Genomic DNA, 13,579 nt, shown 5'->3' with positions numbered 1-13,579 from the left:
GCGCCATCCGTGATTTCCGCCCACAGAGGTGCGCCATGCAACCCTACGCCATCGCTCCGTCGATCCTTTCCGCCGACTTCGCCCGCCTGGGCGAGGATGTGGACAAGGTGCTCGCTGCCGGTGCCGACATCGTCCACTTCGATGTGATGGACAACCACTACGTGCCCAACCTGACCATCGGCCCGATGGTTTGCACGGCGCTGCGCAAGTACGGCGTCACCGCGCCCATCGACGTGCACCTGATGGTCTCCCCGGTGGACCGCATCATCGGCGACTTCATCGAAGCCGGCGCCACCTACATCACCTTCCACCCGGAAGCCTCGCAGCACATCGACCGCTCGCTGCAACTGATCAAGGACGGCGGCTGCAAGGCCGGCCTGGTGTTCAACCCGGCCACCTCGCTGGACGCGCTCAAGTACGTGATGGACAAGATCGACATGGTCCTGCTGATGAGCGTGAACCCCGGCTTCGGCGGGCAGAAGTTCATCCCCGGCACCCTCGACAAGCTGCGCGAGGCCCGCGCGCTGATCGACGCCTCCGGCCGCGACATCCGCCTGGAGATCGACGGCGGGGTGAACGTGAAGAACATCCGCGAAATCGCCGAAGCGGGCGCCGACACCTTCGTCGCCGGCTCCGCCATCTTCAATGCACCGGACTACTCCGAGGTCATCCGCGCCATGCACGCTGAGCTGGCGCAGGCGCGCACGTGATGAGTGCTGCACAGCTGCCGTTCGCCGGGCTGCCGCGTCTGGTGATGTTCGACCTGGACGGCACCCTGGTGGACTCGGTGCCCGACCTCGCCGCGGCGGTGGACAAGATGCTGCTGGCGCTCGGGCGCCAGCCGGCCGGGCTGGAGGCCGTGCGGCACTGGGTCGGCAACGGCGCGCGGGTGCTGGTGCGCCGCGCCCTGGCTGGCGACATCGAGCACGATGACGTCAGCGAGGAAGACACCGAGCGCGCCCTCGAACTGTTCATGGACTTCTACGCCGACAGCCACGCACTGACCGTGGTCTACCCCGGCGTCATCGAGACCCTGAAGTGGCTGAAGAAGCGCGGCGTGGAGCTGGCGCTGATCACCAACAAGCCCGAGCGCTTCGTCGGCCCGTTGCTGGACGAGATGAAGCTGGGCAAGTTCTTCCGCTGGATCATCGGCGGCGACACCCTGCCGCAGCAGAAGCCCGACCCGGCGGCGCTGCTGTTCGTGATGAAGATGGCCGGTGTGTCGGCGGAGCAGTCCCTGTTCGTCGGCGATTCGCGCAACGACATCCTTGCGGCCAAGGCCGCCGGCGTGCGCTGCGTGGGGCTGAGCTACGGCTACAACCACGGTCGCCCCATCGCCGAGGAAACCCCGACGCTGGTGCTCGACGACCTGCGCCATCTGCTGCCTTGCTTCGACTCGGGCAAAGCGATAGTGTTGCCCGACTCCGCCTCAACTCCCGCTCAGCGAGACAGCACCGTGGAAACGGCCCCCCACACACTCTGGATGAAAGTCATCAAGGCCCTGGCCCGCTGGCGCTGGCGCGCCTGACATCCCCTGGCCGGTACGCCCGGCGTGTGTGCACCCAAGACCGTTTCCCCCTCAGAGCCTGTTAACTGCCGGCAGACCCGCACTGCGCGAAACAGGCTCCTCTTACGAGGCTGATCATGACCCGCGAAGAATTCCAGCGCCTGGCCGCCCAGGGCTACAACCGCATCCCGCTGACCTGCGAAACCCTGGCCGACTTCGACACCCCGCTGTCGATCTACCTGAAGCTCGCCGACGGCCCCAACACCTACCTGCTCGAATCCGTGCAGGGCGGCGAGAAGTGGGGGCGCTACTCGATCATCGGCCTGCCCAGCCGCACCGTGCTGCGCGTGTACGGCCACCAGGCGAGCATCAAGGTCGACGGCGTCGAGACCGAGAGCTTCGAATGCGCCGACCCGCTGGCCTTCGTCGAGGCGTTCAAGGAGCGCTACCGCGTGCCGACCATCGCCGGTCTGCCGCGCTTCAACGGCGGCCTGGTCGGCTACTTCGGCTATGACTGCGTGCGCTACGTCGAGCAGCGCCTGGCGCAGTGCCCGAACCCCGACCCGCTGAACAATCCCGACATCCTGCTGATGGTCTCCGACGCGGTGGTCGTGTTCGACAACCTCGCCGGCAAGATGCACGCCATCGTCCTCGCCGACCCGGCGCAGGCCGACGCCTACGACCAGGGCCTGGCCCAGCTGGAAGAGCTGCTGGAGCGCCTGCGCCAGCCGATCACCCCGCGCCGCGGCCTGGACTTCAGCGCAGTCAATGCCCCGGAACCGCAGTTCCGCGCCAGCTTTACCCGCGAGGACTACGAGCGCGCCGTCGGCACCATCAAGGAGTACATCCTGGCCGGCGACTGCATGCAGGTGGTGCCGTCGCAGCGCATGTCCATCGACTTCGCCGCCGCGCCCATCGACCTGTACCGCGCGCTGCGCTGCTTCAACCCGACGCCCTACATGTACTTCTTCAACTTCGGCGACTTCCACGTCGTCGGCAGTTCGCCGGAAGTGCTGGTGCGCGTCGAGGACGGCGAAGTCACCGTGCGCCCGATCGCCGGCACCCGCCCACGCGGCGCCACCGAGGAAGCCGACCGCGCGCTGGAAGAGGACCTGCTGTCCGATGCCAAGGAGATCGCCGAGCACCTGATGCTCATTGACCTCGGCCGCAACGACGTCGGCCGCGTCTCGCAGACCGGCAGCGTGAAGGTCACCGAGCAGATGGTGATCGAGCGCTACTCCAACGTCATGCACATCGTCTCCAACGTGAACGGCCAGCTGAAGGACGGCATGAGCGCGATGGACGCCCTGCGCGCGATCCTGCCGGCCGGCACCTTGTCCGGCGCGCCGAAGATCCGCGCGATGGAGATCATCGACGAGCTGGAGCCGGTCAAGCGCGGCGTCTACGGCGGCGCCGTGGGCTACCTCGCCTGGAACGGCAACATGGACACCGCCATCGCCATCCGCACCGCCGTGATCAAGAACGGCGAGCTGCACGTGCAGGCCGGCGGCGGCATCGTCGCCGACTCGGTGCCGGCGGCGGAGTGGGAAGAAACCATCAACAAACGCCGCGCAATGTTCCGCGCCGTCGCGCTGGCCGAACACACGGCCAAGGTGCATGGCCGCGATTGAGTCTGTGACCCGATAGAAAAGCCCCGCTTCGGCGGGGCTTTTTATTGGGGCTCGAACCGCCGGATGCCGGCTGGAATCCACCGGCTGGCGCGGGACGTTCCGCTTGCTCCGAGCTGCCCCCTCTCCCTCTGGGAGAGGGTTGGGGTGAGGGGAACGCCCAGTGCAGGAATATCAGGGGATACAGCTCTGGGTAGGAGCGAGCTTGCTCGCGAACTGAGTCTGCCGGCTACTCCATCGCTGGGCGGGTTCGCGAGCAAGCTCGCTCCTACAGCACATGACGTGTCGCGCACCGGGACTCAACCGGCCTGCCGCGTCTCCACCACCTGCAGGTTCGCCTTGCGCCGGGCCAGCGCGGCGTCCGCCTGCTGCGAACGTTCCTCCACATAGGCCGCCAGGTGATCCACCGCGACGTACTGCATCGCCTTGTGGCTGTCGTCCAGCGTGGTCACCGGCAGGGCAATGCGCCCGCAGGACAGCGCCTTGCTGAAGTTCTCCCGGTTCAGGTTGCGGAACCAGCGCTCGCGCACCTGCTCCAGCGGCACCAGGACATCCCCGAAAATCTGATAGACCAGGCTCACCGTCTCCGGGCGCGGGGCGGGGCGGACATCTACGGTCGACTGCATGGGACTCTCCTGTTCCGATGGTGGTGGCGACAGGTGTAAATATAGCAAAGGTTGTATTTTGCTTCAATCGCTGCGCAAAGAAAACCCCGCCGAAGCGGGGTCGTACCTGTCCGAAACGGGGTCAGCGCACCAGGGTCGGCGCCCGGCGATGACGCACCGTGGACCACCAGAACACCCAGCCGATCATGCGGATCTGCCCATTGTCGAACTGCTCCGGCGGGTACTCCTCGTCCGGGTATTCGTCGCGGTTGAAGCTGCGCAGGCGGATGCCGCCGCCCGGCAGGCGGTAGACGAATTTCACCCGCAGCATGCCCTCGTGTTCCAGGGCATAGATCTCGCCGTCGGTGATGTGCGTGGTGGCGGTGTCGATGCCGATGGTGGAGCCATCCATGATCAGCGGCTCCATGCTGTTGCCGGTGAGCTGGGCGCAGATCGCCGCCGCCGGGTCCACCCCCGCGGCGCGCAGGGTGGCGTAGGAAAAGCGCAGCTTGCGCCCCTCTATCTCGCGCACTGCGGTGCGTCCGGCGCCGGCCGCCAGCTCCACTTCCTTGTACAGGCGTAGTTCCACTTCGTCCTCGTCCAGCGGTGTGTCGCTATCCCACGGGTGCAGCGGTTCCAGGCGCAGCGGGCTGCCATCGGCCGGGCGCGGCGCGGGTGCGTCGCTGCCCTGAGCCGGTGAGCCGTCGCCGGTGGCCAGCCAGGTCGGCGAGACCCCCAGCGCACTGGCGATCTCGATCAGCTTGCGCGTGCTCTGCGCCTTCCCCGAGGTCAGCTTGTGGATGGTGTTCTGCGAAACCCCGGCGGCTTCGGCCAGGGTTTCCTGCTTGAGATTACGCGAGGCCATCGCCTGTTTCAGGCGATCGGCCAGCGTCGATGAGGGCGTCTTGTCCATGGCGGCACTCTACCTCCTGGGTTGTAGCGTGTAAATAGCTTTGGTGTTGACTAAATATAGCCATGGTTGTAATCATAAAAGCCAGCAGCCCACCGGTGAGACGAAAACCGGGTCGGCTGAAGGGAGGCAGATGGCTCCCCCTCACCGCGGCAAGGAGGTCGTGGGTTGCCTGCGCGCTGCAGGCTGGAGGACGCGGGCGGGCCAGGGAGGCACCGCCCGTGTACCGGCAAGGGATGCCGTCGACGTGTCGGCATCCGCGACGAATAGATCGCGACTGACCACCCGGCGGCCGAAGGTTCGGCGACCACGGCGGGCACGTCGCCAGGAGGACATTCATGAACCACCACTCGAACTGCACCCCGCAGCCCGCATTCCCCGCTCTCGCGGAGGTGCGCCATGGCTGATATCGCCGACTACGCCAATGACCTGATGCTGGAGCGCATCGAGGAGATGCTGCACAGCCGCCGTGCCTCGGCGGCCGTCAGCTCCGCCGAATACTGCGAGGACTGCGGCGACGACATTCCACTGGCGCGCCGCCTGGCCGCGCCGGGCTGCACCCGCTGCATCGACTGCCAGGCCCTGGATGAACTGGAGCGGCGGCACTGAGCCGCAGGGGGAGCACCGTGATCAAACCCATCGATGAAATGCTCAAGCTCTGGGCCGAAGAGATGCACAACCCGGGCAGCGCCGGCGGCGGCTATGCCGGCGGCAACCTGCTGGCCATGATGATCGCCAACAAGGGCGAGATGATCCGTGGCACGCGGGGCAGCAAGGTGATCCTCGACCGCGTCGCCGAGCTGGACCTGATCATCAACCAACTGCCCGACGAGCAGAAGGATGTGGTCACCGAGCACTACCTCAACCGCGACAGCGAGGCCTCGCAGAAGTACCGGCACTGCCGCTGCAGCCGCAACACCTTCTATCTGCGCCTGCATGTGGCGCACCAGAGCATCCAGTCGCGGTTGATGCGCCGCGCCGCCTGACCTTTCCTTTCTTTTTCCGAAGCCCGGCCTTGCGCCGGGCTTCGTGCTGTTCATGGAGGGTGTTGCGCTATGCTCGCGTCCCATGACGACACCTATCCTGATCCGCCGCGCCGAAACCGCGGACACCGATGCCATCCTGCGCATCCTCGGTGACACCTACGAAACCACCTGGAAGCCCGAGCTGACCGCCGACGCCATCGCGCGCTTCGAGTCCTCCGCGCATACCGCCGCCTACGTGCGCGAGCGGCTGCCGTTCTTCCAGGTTGCCTGCATCGCTGGCGACGTGGTCGGCCTGCTCGACTGGCGCGACGATTTCATCGATGCCCTGCACGTGTCCCCGCGCCATCAACGCCTGGGCATTGGCGCCGCATTGCTGCGCCACGCCGAAACCGCCATCGCCGATGCCGGGCATGCAGGCGTGCGCCTGGAAACCGATACCTTCAACCAGCAGGCGCGAGCGTTCTATGGCAAGCACGGCTATGCCGAGATCGATTTCTATCCCGACGAGGAGTGGCACAGCGGCTTTACCACTGTGCTGATGCGCAAGAGCTTCTGAAATTTCGGACGCCAGATTTCGGCATTTCGACAGCACATTGCGGCGCGTCATCGGTGTATTGCAGCGCATTCCCCAAGAAGCCTTGTTCCGGCGGGAATCGAGGGGTACAAAGTAGTCATTCTTGTAAAGGTGCGTCCCCAGGGAGCACAACGCGAAACCCCCGAAAAGCCCGGCCACTGAGCCGGGCTTTTTCATGCCCGCGTTTTTTCGACCCGCCGTCGCGGCGGGTGGCCGGCGAGTGCGCCGGCAGTCATCCCCGGCTGGCTGATAGCCGCCGGTATCGCCCGTTCGCGGGCGTCTTTATTCAAGGTGAGCCAATGGGCAACGAACCTCAGACCCTGGCCGACGTGCCTTTGTGGGGGCTGATCCTGCTCGCTGTCGCGGGCGGCATCAGCGGTGAAATGTGGCGCGCCGACAAGGCGGGCCTGGGCGGCTGGCGGCTGCTGCGGCGCCTGGCGCTGCGCTCGGGCGCCTCCATCGTCTGCGGCATGGCGGTGATGTTCCTGGCCATGTCCTGCGGCGCCTCGCTGACCCTGGCCGCCGCCATCGGCAGCCTGACCGCGGCGGCCGGCGCGGAGATCGCCGTCGGCCTGTATGAACGCTGGGCGGCGAAACGCCTGGGTGTCTGCGAACTGCCGCCGAGCGAGCGCGGGCAAGAGTGAAGCTGCAAGGAGACGATATGTCCGAACAACCTTTGACCCTGGCGCGGCTGCTCAATGCGGTGGAGCAAACGCTGAGTGCTCGACTGACCGAGGTCGGTACCTTCCTGCGCGGCCCGCTCCACGAGGTGCCGGCGACGCTTCCCGCGCTGGCGCTGGAATACGCCGGCCTGCTGCCGGGGCAGGACCCTGGCAACGGCCAGACGGCGCTGCTCTGCCGCCTGCAGGCGCGCGTGCTGGTGATGCGCGATGACGCCGAAGCCGAGGAACTGGCGCTGCGCACTGTCGCGGCGCTGGCGGTACTGCTGCGCGCGCAGAACTGGGGGCTGGACCTTGCGCCGGTGAGCTTCATCCAGGCGCAGCCGGAACTCGACAATCCGGCGCTCGCGGCCTGCCGCGTGTGGCAGGTGGAGTGGCAGCAGCCGGTGCTGCTGGGCGACGCCGAATGGCCGTGGGACGACCAGCCGCCGGGTAGTCTGGTGATCGGCTTCGATCCGCAGACCGGGCCCGGTCATGAGGACGATTACTTCGATCCCGGAGCCCTGCAATGAACCCGGATTATGTGAGCGCCGAACACGACCGCATGCTCGCCGCCCTGCTCATGCCCTGCGAAGTGGTGGCCGTGGACCTGGCGGCGGCACGGGTGCGGGTGCGCTCGGGCCAGTGGACCAGTGCCTGGGTGCGCTGGCACGCACAAGCCGCCGGTGCCGCCCGCCACTGGCGCGCACCGAGCCTGGGCGAGCAGGGCGTGTTGCTGAGCCCGTCCGGCATGGCCGCCATGGGCACCTTCGTGCCGGGGCTGTTCGGTGCCGCGTCGGCGCCCCCGAACAATCGCGGCGAGGTCGAGAGCTGGCATTTCCCCGATGGCGCGGTGCTCAGCTACGACTGGCAGGCGCATCGCTATGACCTGCAACTGCCCGCCGGCACCGCCACGGTGAAAGTGGGCGGCACGCAGGTGGTGATCGACCCCGGTGCGGTGACTGTCACAGCCGCCAGTATCCAGCTGAACGGCCCGGTGAGCATCAAGGGAGCGCTGACGGTGAACGGCAACATCAGCAGTACCGGCTCGATCATGGACACCGCCGGCAATAGCAACCACCACACCCACTGAAAACACTTCGATTTCCCATCCTGGCCCGCCGCGTGCGGGCCTCTGCATTTCTGGAGACCTGCCATGGGCACATTTTCCCGTGCGCACCCCGAGCGACGGAGGGCGCGACCATGATCGGCATGGATCGACGCACCGGCCAGCCGCTCAGTGGGCTGGCGCACCTGAAGCAATCCATCGAGGACATCCTCACCACGCCGCTGGGCAGCCGGCGCATGCGCCCCGAGTACGGCAGCCGCCTGCGGCGCATGGTCGATCTGCCGGTGACCGAGGGCTGGAAGGGCGCGGTGCAGGCGGAAGTGGCCCGCGCCATCGGCCGTTGGGAGCCCCGCCTGCGGCTGAGTTCGGTACAGGTGGTGGCGGTGGTCGCGGGCAGCGTGTCGCTGCGCCTGCGCGGCGTCTACCTGGGCGATGAGATCGGCCTGGAGGTGGCGGCATGAGCTTGATCGATCTGTCCCAATTGCCAGCGCCCGAAGTGGTCGAGAGCCTCGACTACGAAACGCTCTATGAAGAGCTGCTGGCCGATTTTCGCAGCGCCATGGGCGAGGGCTGGACCGCCGCGGTGGAGTCCGACCCGGTGCTCAAGTTGCTGGAGCTGGCGGCCTACCGCGAGCTGCTGCTGCGCGCCCGGATCAACGACGCCGCCCGCGCCGTGATGCTCGGCTACGCGACCCAGGGTGACCTGGACCAATTGGCCGCCGGCTACAACGTCAAGCGCCTGGTGATCCAGGAGGCCGACGCCACCACGTCGCCGCCGACCCCGGCGGTGCTGGAGGGCGACGACTCGTTGCGCAACCGCACCCAGTTGGCCTTCGACCAGCTCTCTGTGGCCGGCCCGCGTAATGCCTACGTGGCCTTCGCCCTCGGCGCCGACGGACGCATCGCCGATGTCTCGGCGATCAGCCCGCAGCCGTGCGAGGCGCTGGTCAGCGTGCTGTCGTCCGAGGGCAACGGCGCTGCCTCCGCCGACCTGCTGGATGCGGTGCGCCGCGCGCTGAACGACGAGGACGTGCGCCCGGTGGGGGACCGCCTCACGGTGCAGTCCGCTGCCATCGTGCCCTACCAGGTGGACGCTGTGCTCTACATCTACCCGGGTCCGGAAGCCGAGCTGATCCAGCAGGCCGCCGAGGCGTCGCTGCAGACCTATATCGCCACCCAGCGCCGCATCGGCCGCGACATCCGCCGCAGCGCGCTGTTCGCCGCGCTGCATGTGGAAGGTGTGCAGCGTGTGGAACTGGCCAAGCCTGCGGCCGACGTGGTGCTCGATGCCACCCAGGCGGCGTACTGCAGCGGCTACCAGATCCGCGTCGGAGGTTCGGATGAGTAGCCGCCTGCTGCCGATCAACTCGACGCCGCTGGAGCGCGCCCTGGCCGACGTGCAGGTCGCCGATCTGCCGGTCCCCCTGCGCGAGCTGATGGACCCGCAACGCTGCCCGGTCGCGCTGCTGCCCTACCTGGCCTGGGCCTGGTCGGTGGACCGCTGGGACCCGGCCTGGAGCGAGACGGTCAAGCGCAAGGCAGTGGCCGCGGCGTTCCGCATCCACCAGCACAAGGGCACCATCGCCGCGCTGCGGCGGGTGATCGAGCCGCTGGGTTACCTGATCGAGATCATCGAGTGGTGGCAGGGCGCGCCCATGGGCGAGCCGGGCACCTTCCGCCTGCGCATCGGCGTGCTCGACAGCGGTATCACCGAGGAGATGTACCAGGAGGTGGAGCGTCTGATCGACGATGCCAAACCGCTCACGCGGCACCTCATCGGGCTGGATATCAGCCTGGAATCCCAGGGGCGGATCACCGTCGGCTCCGGGCAATACGACGGCGACATCGTCACCGTCTACCCCTACCTCCCGGACGTGATCGAAGCGATCGGCAGCCACGGCTTGCCGGGCCGGGAACACACCATCGATAGCTTGAGTGTCTACCCATGGCAGTAACCTACTACGCACTTCTCACCACGATCGGTGCCGGCAAGCTGGCGAACGCCACCGCGCTGGGCACCACCCTGAAAATCACCCAGCTCGCGGTGGGCGATGGCGGCGGCAACGTGCCGACCCCCGACGCCAGCCGCACCCAGCTAGTCAACGAAGTCCGCCGCGCGCCGCTGAACCGCCTGAGCGTCGACCCGGCGAACAGCTCGCAGATCATCGCCGAACAGGTCATCCCCGAGGACGTGGGCGGCTGGTGGATCCGCGAGATGGGCCTGTACGACGAAGCCGGCGCCCTGATCGCCTACGCCAACTGCGCGCCTTCCTACAAACCGCAACTGGCCGAAGGCAGCGGCCGCACCCAGACCGTGCGCATCGTGCTGATCGTCAGCAATGCGGCGTCGGTGGAGCTGAAGATCGACCCGAGCGTGGTGCTGGCGACGCGGGAGTATGTCGACAGCGCCATAGTCAGTGCGATGAATCGTCTGGACTACAAGCAGTCTGTGCGAGCAGCGACCACGGCGAGCGTCAGCCTGAGCGGCCTGCAGACGGTGGATGGTGTGGCGCTGGCCCCGGGCGACCGGGTGCTGGTGAAGAACCAGACCAATGCCGTGGACAACGGGCTGTATGTCGTCGCTACCGGCGCCTGGAAACGTGCGACCGATGCCGACGAGAACAGCGAGGTGACGCCGGGCCTCACCGTGACGGTGGAAAGCGGCACCGCGCAGGCGGACAGCGTGTGGCAGTTGGTGACGGACGGGGCGATTGTCCTGGGTACTACAGCGCTAACGTTCCAGAACATTACCAATGGGTTGGCGAAGCTGGCGTCGCCGGCCTTCAGTGGCGTTCCGACGGCACCAACGGCGGCAGTGGGCAACAACACCCAGCAACTGGCGACCACGGCGTTCACGCAAGCAGCGATTGCTCCTCTTGCGCCTGTGGCTTCGCCTGCATTCACCGGAACGCCGACTGCCCCGACAGCCGCTGTCGGTAGCAATACCCAGCAGTTGGCAACGACTGCGTTCGTACAGGCCAGCGTTGCACCTCTGGCGGCGATAGCTTCGCCAGCATTCAGTGGTGTTCCTACTGCGCCGACTGCCGCCGCCGGGACCAACTCGCAGCAATTGGCGACCACTGCGTTCATTCAGGCGGCAATTGCTCCGCTGGCTGTGTCAGCCTCTCCGGCATTTACCGGCAATCCGACTGCGCCAACTCCGGCGCAGTTCGATAATGATTCAAGCATTGCTACAACTTCCTTTGTCCAAAACGCTGGCCTGCACTTCGGCCCCGGAGCAGGAATAGGTCTAGCCACCAGCACGACACTTACGGCGGCCCAATCCGGCCGGTGGATTGAGGTCCAAGCTACGGGGATCACCGTTACGTTGCCAGCCCTTTCCACAACACAGGCAAGCCTGACGACCTACACCATCAGGACTAATGTGGCGTTCACCCTTAAGGCCAGCGGCGCTGAAACGCTCATGTATGGATCGGGCAACGCACTCAATGCTTACCCGGTCCTGCCAGGGCAATCGTTGACCGTGGTCTCTAACGGTCCGGGGACCAACTGGTATGTCCTGGGAGACGGTTTTGGAGCTTCCATGTACGGCGCTTTGAAGGCTGCCCCGGGTTACCAGAAACTACCAAGCGGGCTGATCATCCAGTGGGGGGGGAGCATTTCGGGTGCGGACGGAACTGCGAATATCGCCTGGCCAATCCCTTTCCCTGGGGGGGTGGGAGCGGTGCTTGCAGTCGGGCGCTGGGTCAGTACCGGGCTTCCCGTATATGTAGGGATCAACACTAGAACCAATACCAGCGGACTGTTTTATTGCGTCGATAAGACCGGCACGCCTGGCACGATGGGCTTCGATTGGATGGCAATCGGTTACTGAGTTTTTATACGGGCGCTTCCTGCACAGCAAACCTTTGAAGCGATATTCGCAACCTAGTCCCGTCGCTTTCGGCGCGGGCCAACACCCAACCGCCTCCCGGCGGTTTTTTTATGTCTGGAGAAAACCTATGAGCTTCTTTCACGGCGTCACCGTGACCAATGTCGACGTCGGTGCGCGTACCATTGCGCTGCCGTCGTCCTCGATCATCGGCCTGGTGGATACCTTTACCCCCGAGGCCAAGCTGACCGCGCAGGCCGATGTGCCGGTGCTGCTCACCAGCCTGCGCGAAGCGGCTGTTGCCTTCGGCACCGCGTCGGCGATCTACAAGTCCTGCACCGCCATCTTCACCCAGTCCGCCGCGGTGGTCGTGGCGGTGGGCGTGGCCAAGGTCGAGGATGCGGCGCAGCTGACCTCCGCGATCATCGGCACCGTCACCGAAGCCGGCCAGCGGACCGGCCTGCAGGCGCTGCTCGATGGCAAGTCGCGCTTCAACGCCCAGCCGCGCCTGCTGATCGCACCGAAGCATTCCGCCACTCAGGCAGTCGCCACCGCCATGGGCGCACTGGCCGAGAAGCTGCGCGCCATCGCCATCGTCGACGGCCCGAACACCACCGACGAGGCGGCCATCGCCTACGCCGGCGAGTTCGGCAGCAAGCGCATCTACCTGGTCGATCCGGGCGTGCAGTACTGGGACACCGCCAGCAGCGCCACCGTCAACGCGCCGGCCTCGGCCAACGCTGCCGCGCTGTTCGCCTGGACCGACAGCCAGTACGGCTTCTGGTCCTCGCCGTCGAACAAGGAACTGCTCGGCATCACCGGTACCGGCCGCCCCATCGAGTTCCTCGACGGCGACGAGACCTGCCGCGCCAACCTGCTCAACAACGCCAACATCACCACCATCATCCGCGACGACGGCTATCGCCTGTGGGGCAACCGTACCCTCTCCAGCGACGCCAAGTGGGCCTTCGTGACCCGCGTGCGGACCATGGACATGGTGATGGACGCGATCCTCGCCGGGCACAAGTGGGCGGTCGACCGCGGCATCACCAAGACCTACGTGAAGGACGTCACCGAGGGCCTGCAGGCCTTCATGCGCGACCTGAAGAACCAGGGCGCGGTGATCGACTTCGAGGTCTACGCCGACCCGGACCTCAACACCGCCAGCCAACTGGCCCAGGGCAAGGTGTACTGGAACATCCGCTTCACCGACGTACCGCCGGCCGAGAACCCCAACTTCCGCGTCGAGGTGACCGATCAGTGGCTCACCGAAGTCCTGGACGCAGCTTAAGGAGAACCCCAGATGATTCCGCAGATCCTCACCAACACCAACCTGTTCGTCGACGGCGTCAGCTTTGCCGGTGACGTGCCCTCCCTGACCCTGCCTGCCCTCAAGGTGAAGACCCAGGAGTACCGCGCCGGCGGCATGGACGCGCCGATCCTGCTCGACATGGGCCTGGAGGCCATGGAAGCCAAGTTCACCACCAACGGCGCGCGCCGCGAGGCCATGAAGTTCTTCGGCCTGAGTGACCAGGGTTCCTTCAACGGCACCTTCCGCGGCTCCTTCAAGACCCAGAAGGGCGGCACCGTGCCGGTGGTCGCCACCGTGCGTGGCCTGCTCAAGGAAGTCGATCCGGGCGAGTGGAAGGCCAATGAGCTGGCCGCCTGCACCTACAGCGTGGCGGTCACCTACTACAAGCTGGAAATCGAAGGCCGCGAGATGTTCGAGATCGACCCGGTCAATTCCGTGCGCAAGATCAACGGCGTCGATCAGCTCGCCGCGCTGCGCGCTGACCTGGGCGCCTGAGG

At 66.4% G+C, this 13,579-nt stretch carries 17 protein-coding genes; 15 read left to right on the top strand and 2 right to left on the bottom strand.

The window, feature by feature from the left end:
- The first annotated feature begins 35 nt into the window (after positions 1-35).
- From rpe to trpE, 3 genes are all read left to right on the top strand, one after another.
- Entirely contained in the window at positions 36-710 is a 675-nt protein-coding gene (rpe, locus tag ACNFIA_RS00220; protein WP_416782485.1) for a ribulose-phosphate 3-epimerase, read from the top strand.
- A complete protein-coding gene (locus ACNFIA_RS00215) occupies positions 710-1,528 on the top strand; it encodes a phosphoglycolate phosphatase (RefSeq protein ID WP_416782484.1) in 819 nt (272 codons plus the stop codon). Before rpe ends, ACNFIA_RS00215 begins: the two co-directional genes overlap by 1 nt.
- Before the next feature lie 116 nt (positions 1,529-1,644).
- Positions 1,645-3,138 carry an anthranilate synthase component I gene (gene trpE, locus ACNFIA_RS00210; RefSeq protein ID WP_416782483.1) on the top strand — a complete coding sequence of 498 codons (1,494 nt, stop codon included), beginning with the start codon at positions 1,645-1,647 and terminating at the stop codon, positions 3,136-3,138.
- A 296-nt stretch (positions 3,139-3,434) separates the two neighbouring features.
- On the opposite strand, the gene ACNFIA_RS00205 is transcribed toward trpE, so the two are convergent.
- Both ACNFIA_RS00205 and ACNFIA_RS00200 read right to left on the bottom strand, forming a co-directional pair.
- The gene (locus ACNFIA_RS00205) at positions 3,435-3,761 is read right to left on the bottom strand and encodes a pyocin activator PrtN family protein (protein ID WP_416782482.1); all 327 of its coding nucleotides are present in this window, start codon (positions 3,759-3,761) and stop codon (positions 3,435-3,437) included.
- 121 nt (positions 3,762-3,882) lie between these two features.
- Entirely contained in the window at positions 3,883-4,653 is a 771-nt protein-coding gene (locus ACNFIA_RS00200; RefSeq protein WP_259758986.1) for an XRE family transcriptional regulator, read from the bottom strand.
- A 396-nt stretch (positions 4,654-5,049) separates the two neighbouring features.
- On the opposite strand from ACNFIA_RS00200, the gene ACNFIA_RS00195 reads away from it, so the two are divergent.
- From ACNFIA_RS00195 to ACNFIA_RS00140, 12 genes are all read left to right on the top strand, one after another.
- The gene (locus tag ACNFIA_RS00195; protein WP_259758987.1) at positions 5,050-5,259 is read left to right on the top strand and encodes a TraR/DksA C4-type zinc finger protein; all 210 of its coding nucleotides are present in this window, start codon (positions 5,050-5,052) and stop codon (positions 5,257-5,259) included.
- Positions 5,260-5,276: 17 nt separating this feature from the next.
- A complete protein-coding gene (locus ACNFIA_RS00190; protein WP_416782480.1) occupies positions 5,277-5,636 on the top strand; it encodes a hypothetical protein in 360 nt (119 codons plus the stop codon).
- An 82-nt stretch (positions 5,637-5,718) separates the two neighbouring features.
- Positions 5,719-6,192, top strand: a complete 474-nt coding sequence (locus tag ACNFIA_RS00185) for a GNAT family N-acetyltransferase (RefSeq protein ID WP_416782479.1) — start codon at positions 5,719-5,721, stop codon at positions 6,190-6,192.
- A gap of 317 nt (positions 6,193-6,509) precedes the next feature.
- Positions 6,510-6,854 (top strand): phage holin family protein, encoded by a 345-nt coding sequence (locus ACNFIA_RS00180; protein WP_169942383.1) that lies wholly within the window; start codon positions 6,510-6,512, stop codon positions 6,852-6,854.
- A gap of 17 nt (positions 6,855-6,871) precedes the next feature.
- Entirely contained in the window at positions 6,872-7,402 is a 531-nt protein-coding gene (locus tag ACNFIA_RS00175) for a hypothetical protein (protein WP_416782478.1), read from the top strand.
- On the top strand, positions 7,399-7,962 hold the full coding sequence (locus ACNFIA_RS00170; RefSeq protein WP_416782477.1) for a phage baseplate assembly protein V: 564 nt from the start codon (positions 7,399-7,401) through the stop codon (positions 7,960-7,962). Before ACNFIA_RS00175 ends, ACNFIA_RS00170 begins: the two co-directional genes overlap by 4 nt.
- 110 nt (positions 7,963-8,072) lie before the next feature.
- Positions 8,073-8,399 carry a GPW/gp25 family protein gene (locus ACNFIA_RS00165; protein ID WP_259758992.1) on the top strand — a complete coding sequence of 109 codons (327 nt, stop codon included), beginning with the start codon at positions 8,073-8,075 and terminating at the stop codon, positions 8,397-8,399.
- Positions 8,396-9,286, top strand: coding sequence for a baseplate assembly protein (locus ACNFIA_RS00160; RefSeq protein ID WP_416782476.1), 891 nt, complete (start codon positions 8,396-8,398; stop codon positions 9,284-9,286). The genes ACNFIA_RS00165 and ACNFIA_RS00160 overlap by 4 nt, the downstream gene beginning before the upstream one ends.
- The gene (locus tag ACNFIA_RS00155) at positions 9,279-9,893 is read left to right on the top strand and encodes a phage tail protein I (RefSeq protein WP_416782475.1); all 615 of its coding nucleotides are present in this window, start codon (positions 9,279-9,281) and stop codon (positions 9,891-9,893) included. The genes ACNFIA_RS00160 and ACNFIA_RS00155 overlap by 8 nt, the downstream gene beginning before the upstream one ends.
- A complete protein-coding gene (locus ACNFIA_RS00150) occupies positions 9,884-11,773 on the top strand; it encodes a phage tail protein (protein ID WP_416782474.1) in 1,890 nt (629 codons plus the stop codon). Before ACNFIA_RS00155 ends, ACNFIA_RS00150 begins: the two co-directional genes overlap by 10 nt.
- 127 nt (positions 11,774-11,900) lie before the next feature.
- Complete coding sequence (locus tag ACNFIA_RS00145; protein ID WP_416782473.1) at positions 11,901-13,061, top strand: phage tail sheath subtilisin-like domain-containing protein; 1,161 nt, start codon at positions 11,901-11,903, stop codon at positions 13,059-13,061.
- Positions 13,062-13,073: 12 nt separating this feature from the next.
- Entirely contained in the window at positions 13,074-13,577 is a 504-nt protein-coding gene (locus tag ACNFIA_RS00140) for a phage major tail tube protein (RefSeq protein WP_017517328.1), read from the top strand.
- The last annotated feature ends 2 nt before the right edge of the window (positions 13,578-13,579 follow it).

The sequence above is a fragment of the Pseudomonas sp. NY15437 genome, assembly GCF_048068435.1.
Classification (GTDB): domain Bacteria; phylum Pseudomonadota; class Gammaproteobacteria; order Pseudomonadales; family Pseudomonadaceae; genus Pseudomonas; species Pseudomonas nitroreducens_B.
The sequence above is the reverse complement of the archived record's forward strand: the minus strand, read 5'-3'. Positions and strand labels throughout refer to the sequence as shown.

Bases quoted from the DNA above. Each gene is read 5' to 3' on its own strand.
- rpe (WP_416782485.1), top strand. From the start codon at position 36: ATGCAACCCTACGCCATCGCTCCGTCGATCCTTTCCGCCGACTTCGCC.
- ACNFIA_RS00215 (WP_416782484.1), top strand. From the start codon at position 710: ATGAGTGCTGCACAGCTGCCGTTCGCCGGGCTGCCGCGTCTGGTGATG.
- trpE (WP_416782483.1), top strand. From the start codon at position 1,645: ATGACCCGCGAAGAATTCCAGCGCCTGGCCGCCCAGGGCTACAACCGC.
- ACNFIA_RS00205 (WP_416782482.1), bottom strand. From the start codon at position 3,761: ATGCAGTCGACCGTAGATGTCCGCCCCGCCCCGCGCCCGGAGACGGTG.
- ACNFIA_RS00200 (WP_259758986.1), bottom strand. From the start codon at position 4,653: ATGGACAAGACGCCCTCATCGACGCTGGCCGATCGCCTGAAACAGGCG.
- ACNFIA_RS00195 (WP_259758987.1), top strand. From the start codon at position 5,050: ATGGCTGATATCGCCGACTACGCCAATGACCTGATGCTGGAGCGCATC.
- ACNFIA_RS00185 (WP_416782479.1), top strand. From the start codon at position 5,719: ATGACGACACCTATCCTGATCCGCCGCGCCGAAACCGCGGACACCGAT.
- ACNFIA_RS00180 (WP_169942383.1), top strand. From the start codon at position 6,510: ATGGGCAACGAACCTCAGACCCTGGCCGACGTGCCTTTGTGGGGGCTG.
- ACNFIA_RS00175 (WP_416782478.1), top strand. From the start codon at position 6,872: ATGTCCGAACAACCTTTGACCCTGGCGCGGCTGCTCAATGCGGTGGAG.
- ACNFIA_RS00170 (WP_416782477.1), top strand. From the start codon at position 7,399: ATGAACCCGGATTATGTGAGCGCCGAACACGACCGCATGCTCGCCGCC.
- ACNFIA_RS00165 (WP_259758992.1), top strand. From the start codon at position 8,073: ATGATCGGCATGGATCGACGCACCGGCCAGCCGCTCAGTGGGCTGGCG.
- ACNFIA_RS00160 (WP_416782476.1), top strand. From the start codon at position 8,396: ATGAGCTTGATCGATCTGTCCCAATTGCCAGCGCCCGAAGTGGTCGAG.
- ACNFIA_RS00155 (WP_416782475.1), top strand. From the start codon at position 9,279: ATGAGTAGCCGCCTGCTGCCGATCAACTCGACGCCGCTGGAGCGCGCC.
- ACNFIA_RS00150 (WP_416782474.1), top strand. From the start codon at position 9,884: ATGGCAGTAACCTACTACGCACTTCTCACCACGATCGGTGCCGGCAAG.
- ACNFIA_RS00145 (WP_416782473.1), top strand. From the start codon at position 11,901: ATGAGCTTCTTTCACGGCGTCACCGTGACCAATGTCGACGTCGGTGCG.
- ACNFIA_RS00140 (WP_017517328.1), top strand. From the start codon at position 13,074: ATGATTCCGCAGATCCTCACCAACACCAACCTGTTCGTCGACGGCGTC.